The following is a 5,910-nucleotide window of genomic DNA, read 5'->3' on the forward strand; positions in this document are numbered from 1 at the left end:
CTTTGTTTATTGTACTGAAGAAGCAGCTTGTCATTGAGTGCCCTACTCTGCTTCATATTTATGATAGTAATATAATACATCTTCTACATATTCATCACTGCGATTGTACATGTAAATAGCATGTTCAAGATCACCATTTGCTGCTCCATTACTTGCTAAATAGTTCGCTGCACTAAATATAGCGTCATCTAGCTGATATGGGTCTGCTTTCCCATCCTCATTGGCGTCAATACCATATCCACCATATTCGGCAATGACATCTGGGTTTGTTTTATCTTCTTTTGATATATCCCCTTTTCCTTGACCCGAACAACTAGGATGCTGCCATCCTACAAATGTACACGGCATAAACTGCATATGTCCTTCAGCTCCTACAGGAGATAGTAGAGGATCCATGGTAGAGAATTTCGTTTCAATACGATGATGTGCTGCCAACAGCGTCCATGGAACTTTATATTCCTTCGCTGCTTCCTTGTAAATCGGTATATATTCTTCAGGAATGTCCATATCCATTATCTTTTTGGGTGCATCTTGTATCGATTCAGTCAGTGTGTGGACGATTGGAATTCTTTGTAAATCTCCCCAGTACACACTAGTTAACACAAACAGAGTCATTGTAATGGGAACCATAAGTATGATTAACAATCCTCGTGTAACTGCAGACAATCGTTTCATTTTCTTTCGTTTTTTCATACATTCGCATCCCGTTTTTTTCATCATTTTATCACAGATGGTAGGACACCGTCACTTCAATTTAGTTTGTGGTCTATCTTTTTGACAAATATCATATTGCTTGCATTTACAATATTTTATTCTTTTTGTAGACTGAGAGCAAAGGAGTGAGAAAAATATGTGGCAAGATTTCAAGAAATTCGCGTTAAAAGGAAATGTTATGGACTTAGCAGTAGCGGTTGTAATCGGGGCAGCCTTCGGTAAAATCGTCTCTTCCCTCGTTGCAGATATTATAACTCCATTGATCGGCGTATTAATGGGTGGTATTGATTTTACAGGAATTATTATTCCAGTCGGCGATGCAGAAGTGATGATCGGAAACTTCATCCAATCCATCGTAGACTTTCTCATTGTTGCCTTTGCCATCTTTATGGTCATCCGTATCCTGATGAAATTCCAGCGCAAAAAAGAAGCAGTGATTGAGGATGTCCCAGTAATAGATGCAAAAGAAGCTTTGCTTACTGAAATTCGCGACTTATTGAAAAACCAAAAAAATGATCAGTAACAAATGAATCGGATACTTTAATATTGGTGATTCCTATTAAATTTAATAAAATGAAAGGCAATAACATCTTTTAAATATCAAATATGTTATTGCCTTTTTTGATTTCTTAGAGGGTTTTGTTTGTCTTGATATTTACAAAGTTAAAATAGTATTTACAAAGTTAAAATAGTTTGTCCTCTTCTTATAAGAAGGAATTGAAAATCATTTGTCGAATACCTAATAAAAAGAAGGAGGACACAACTTTGAATGAAAATCAGAAATTGTTAATTAATGAACTTGTGCAAGAGCAAGAAATCACCAAAGATAATTCTGATGAGATGATAGTTGAGATATTAAATGATTCATGGTATGAAGCTTCGGTTGGTTATGACCCTAAATTCCTTGGTGATGATTATGAGGTTCCACATCCGACTTTTCGAAGTGATGAACAAGATATTGCCCTTCTAAAAGACGGAAGCAAGGTGCTTCATTACACTCATTTTTCGATAGTCATGAGTAAGTCACGCCGTTTAGCATATTATACGGTGGTAAATATTAATGGAAACCAATTGAGAAGTATTCAACGGAATGATAAATGGTATCTGGATCCTCGTATCGAAATAGAATACCAGTGTGGTCCTGAATTATATAAAAATAATCCACTTGATCGAGGACATCTAGTCCGCCGCAGAGATCCAATTTGGGGAGATGCAGTGGAAAAGGCGAATAAGGATACATTTCATTTCACAAATTGTGCTCCCCAACATAGCGATTTAAATCAAAAAATCTGGTTGGATCTTGAGAATTATATTTTAGATAATGCTGAAAACTGGAATCTGAAAGTGACAGTGTTTACTGGACCAGTTTTTAGGGAGGACGACATTGTTTACAGAGGTGTTAAAATACCTTCAGAGTTTTGGAAAATCGCTGTTATGGTTAAGGAAGATGGTAGCCTTTCTGCAACTGCTTATTTACAGACTCAAAAAGATCTTATTGAGAATTTGGAATTTACCTACGGTGAATATAAAACATATCAAGTTCCAATATCAGGAATTGAAACAATTACTGGTCTTAATTTTGGGTGTTTACGTAATTACGACCCAATTAATCCATTAGAATCACATGTGATTGAGGTACCAGAGGATATAAAATTATAGACATAACCTAATTAATAGAACATAAAAGACCCTAGTGATATTTTCATCACTGGGGTCTATCTATATATTTAAGTTCTTCTATATGACAGTGGAAATATTAATCAGATTTAATCTGATAATAATTTGTAAAGTACATATCCAACTATTAATACAATTATTAATATTCCTGTTCCTTTCCAACCTAAATCACCAACTAAATCTGTTATATTTCCATTTTCACCTCGATTTAATCCATCCCTTAATGCACCATGCGGATTTTTTTTAAGTTCTTCTTGCCTTAATCTCTCTCTTTTTTCTTTTGGAGTTTCTTGTCGATTATTCAAACTAAACACCCCTTTGAATACTGTATTTTCTTATATCTTGGTTATACCTTCTTCCACTAACCTGCCTCGTTAATTGAATAAGAAAAAGGCTTTTCATATATCCAATCCACTTTTTTGATTAGTATGATAGAACCATCTTATTGTATTCATTGCGAAGTATTTAACTTAATACTCCATAAGAAAAAACCTGCCCAGTAGAGGCAGCAATCTTAGGAATCTAGTATTACAACCCTTTCATCATTGTCTGGGTAAATTGCGTGAAATACAGGAGTTCCTGGTTCGTACTCTTCATCATTTCCCCAAAATATCGTTAACCATTCTTCAAAATTACTTAATACTTTTACCATTTTATTTGACATCTGACTAATAAATACTACTCTATAATCATAGTTTGGAATACCATCTTCACATAAGAATACCCAGTGATTGTTAGAAGTTTCACCTGCATCAAACATTGTAAAAGACACAAGACGAGTGGATACTATACTTTCATTGGTTTCTACTATTAATACTTCATTTGGGATGTCAGGAATTATCCTATTCATTTTGCAAATATCACTACAAGGAGATTCTTTACTAACACCTCCTATTGGTTCACAATCCAATAAGAAAATACCATTGGAAAACTTCTGAAGAAATTCAACAAAGGATATAGGGAGTTGATATCCAAGCTTTTTTTCGTATGCTCCAATCATTTCATCTGTTGCAACATCAAACCTATCAACCTCAGGATATCTTTCATTGAATTGTTCAATAAACTCATTAATAAACATACTATCACTCTCCACTAGTATACTTTTTCAATACAATTGATCAATACTCCTTATTAAACTAAACTGCTCCGTTAGTTGAAGAAGCTATTTATAAAATTCTCCTAATTCCTTTTCTATTTCTTCGTTAGAACACTCAGTTTCATTTTCCTTATTTCTACCACCAGAAAAAACAATCCAAGACCAAATAACAAAAACACTTAAAACTAAAACAACAGTCATAGCATTTTTCTAAAAGATTGGAAAAATAACATCCAACAAGAAAATTAATAATACGATTATCGCGAGAATAGTAAACTCTTTTTTATCGAAATTTTTATCTTCGCTGTATTGTTGTTTAATACTCCTATATTTACCCTGCACCTTTTTTTGTAAATGTTTTTTATCTTTCCCCATCCCTAGTCTCCTAAATGTTTTATGTTCACTAATTTAATTCTTTTATAAACATTAGACCATCATCTCGTTACATGAAGCACTAAAAAAGAGCTGTCTCTGCAGTTCACTGATCTTAAAATAAAGCACCCGTTAGTTGAGGAATAACCACTAACTCTAATTTWATTATTAAACATAGCTTGTAAAATAAATTCCGAACCTATAGCCAATAATGAATATAATAAAAGTTGAATCAAACTTGATTTATTTTTTTCAGAAGAAATAAAGTTTACTAAGATTACTATCTCTGCAGAAATTACAACTCCCCAGAATACAGAACCACTAAAAATAACAATCGCTATTGCGAATCCTAAAATAGTAAAAACTGTTTTTTTACTCTTCCTTCAGACATCAAATTCCCCATTTCTATAATTCTATTGATTTCGCCCATAAAATCCGTCGTTTAGTTTTACCGTATTTTAACAAATTAAACCTTGTAACCTTGTTCAACTAAACTGCCCCGTTAGTTCAATAAAAAATAGTTTAATTAGAATCTYTATCTCGTTCCTTTAAATAATTTTCATATGCCTGTTGGACTTTATCTTTTTTTGGAGAWATAGATAAAATACTTTTATGTAGGTCATTTAGTAAATACAATCCTCTAAATATACAACCAACAACTATTCCAAAAGCAATGACACCGCCTATWAGTGGTCCCATWGTAAGTAAAACAAATCCTAAAATCGTACTCAAAACTATTGAAAGAAGCAAATACACATTAACCCTCCATTCCATTCATCTTTTGAAAGCCTAACGCTTTGCATACCTAACTCTTCAACTAACCTGTCCGTTAGTAAACTATCAATATGTCTTATTTCGATAGAATTGGCAATATTTCCTTTAACGATACTTTTTTKAGGRGGAACAAAATTACTACTGTCAAAAGCATGGGAAGCATTTGAATCTGATAAAAGGATTGAAGGCTTATCGGCTCCAATTGTCATTACTTATTGAATATTTTAAGGATATTGAAATAACAACTCTGGACACAATTCAATTRAAAGAATACCTTGCGATTTCAGGGAAGCATTTAAAACCATTTCTTGTGAAATTCCCTTGGCTTTTCAATCAAAAACCAATCAATTGAGTGTGCAGTTGTTGGCATCGATTTCTTACGACGGATTCTAATCTTTTCGTGATTTGTATAGTGAGGATAAATCACAGTAGACTTCATACCTTTTACATTGGAATATTTAATGCTATCAATCTCATCTCAAAAAACTTTATTCCCTTGCAGGTCAAATACAACCCCTTTATCATCCCAATAATATCCCTTACCCTCTTTTCTTTTTCTCCAAAGGTAAATAGAATATCCTAAAAAAACAAATGAAAATAATACCCCGATTTAGAGCCACTTCAACCAAAAAACAGAGCCACTTATGCCATGAGGAGGGCACTGAAAAAGTCTATTTAAAGAGAAAAAGGTGCTAGTACCACCCATAATTCGGATGATATCTAGCACCTTTTTTATTTTTCACTCTTCATGATAATCTTCATTTACAACTGTAAACTGATCAATGGTTTCACATATATATATTAAAGCTGTATTGTTAATAAAATACGTCTTAGATATTATAGATTTGTAAATGATCTATTAAATAAACATTAAGGACTTTAAATCTAGCATTCACAGTAGGTTGACATAACACCCCGATTGGGAAGAGGAACAGCATCTCCTCTAAAATAGGCAACGGTGATATTACTTGTTCATATCCGGTAGCCATCAAGAACTTAGGCGCCCAGCCCCCACAATGTAGAAATCTTTTTAAGGTTGGCGGAGTATTCTTTTTCCATACGGGGGAACTATACCACAATGTGGAGATTGGGATTCGGCGTAGGGAGTTTCGCTTTAGAAACAGTTAGGAGTCCATCCCTGCTCATTATTATCGGTAATCCACAACCATACATATTTACATAAGAAAAGCGAAGTGACTAGTCACTTCGCTCTTCTCTCTTAAATATAATGTTACATGTGTTTTTTTGGGGGTGGGGATTAATGCATAGTCCTATAG

The 5,910-nt window shown here is 33.7% G+C and carries 6 protein-coding genes; 2 read left to right on the forward strand and 4 right to left on the reverse strand.

From position 1 onward, the window contains the following. Positions 1-42: 42 nt before the first annotated feature. On the reverse strand, positions 43-693 hold the full coding sequence (locus AC1DSL_RS15220; protein ID WP_477532822.1) for a lytic transglycosylase domain-containing protein: 651 nt from the start codon (positions 691-693) through the stop codon (positions 43-45). Positions 694-850: 157 nt separating this feature from the next. Between AC1DSL_RS15220 and mscL the strand changes: the two genes are divergently transcribed. Both mscL and AC1DSL_RS15230 read left to right on the forward strand, forming a co-directional pair. Then, the gene (gene mscL / locus AC1DSL_RS15225) at positions 851-1,237 is read left to right on the forward strand and encodes a large conductance mechanosensitive channel protein MscL (RefSeq protein WP_477532823.1); all 387 of its coding nucleotides are present in this window, start codon (positions 851-853) and stop codon (positions 1,235-1,237) included. A 242-nt stretch (positions 1,238-1,479) separates the two neighbouring features. Further along, positions 1,480-2,373 carry a DNA/RNA non-specific endonuclease gene (locus tag AC1DSL_RS15230; RefSeq protein WP_477532824.1) on the forward strand — a complete coding sequence of 298 codons (894 nt, stop codon included), beginning with the start codon at positions 1,480-1,482 and terminating at the stop codon, positions 2,371-2,373. A gap of 107 nt (positions 2,374-2,480) precedes the next feature. Here the strand turns inward: AC1DSL_RS15230 and AC1DSL_RS15235 are convergent, their stop codons facing one another. From AC1DSL_RS15235 to AC1DSL_RS15245, 3 genes are all read right to left on the reverse strand, one after another. Further along, a complete protein-coding gene (locus tag AC1DSL_RS15235) occupies positions 2,481-2,696 on the reverse strand; it encodes a DUF6366 family protein (RefSeq protein WP_477532825.1) in 216 nt (71 codons plus the stop codon). Positions 2,697-2,905: 209 nt separating this feature from the next. After that, complete coding sequence (locus AC1DSL_RS15240) at positions 2,906-3,469, reverse strand: SMI1/KNR4 family protein (RefSeq protein ID WP_477532826.1); 564 nt, start codon at positions 3,467-3,469, stop codon at positions 2,906-2,908. A 228-nt stretch (positions 3,470-3,697) separates the two neighbouring features. Then, positions 3,698-3,862: a hypothetical protein gene (locus tag AC1DSL_RS15245; RefSeq protein WP_477532827.1), complete on the reverse strand. Its 165-nt coding sequence runs from the start codon at positions 3,860-3,862 to the stop codon at positions 3,698-3,700. Positions 3,863-5,910 lie beyond the last annotated feature (2,048 nt).

The organism is Paenisporosarcina sp. P4_D4, from assembly GCF_056401835.1.

What these genes read in the sequence shown, in the direction of transcription:
- AC1DSL_RS15240 (WP_477532826.1), bottom strand. Translation starts at nt 3,469, where the DNA reads ATGTTTATTAATGAGTTTATTGAACAATTCAATGAAAGATATCCTGAG.
- AC1DSL_RS15245 (WP_477532827.1), bottom strand. Translation starts at nt 3,862, where the DNA reads ATGGGGAAAGATAAAAAACATTTACAAAAAAAGGTGCAGGGTAAATAT.
- AC1DSL_RS15220 (WP_477532822.1), bottom strand. Translation starts at nt 693, where the DNA reads ATGAAAAAACGAAAGAAAATGAAACGATTGTCTGCAGTTACACGAGGA.
- mscL (WP_477532823.1), top strand. Translation starts at nt 851, where the DNA reads ATGTGGCAAGATTTCAAGAAATTCGCGTTAAAAGGAAATGTTATGGAC.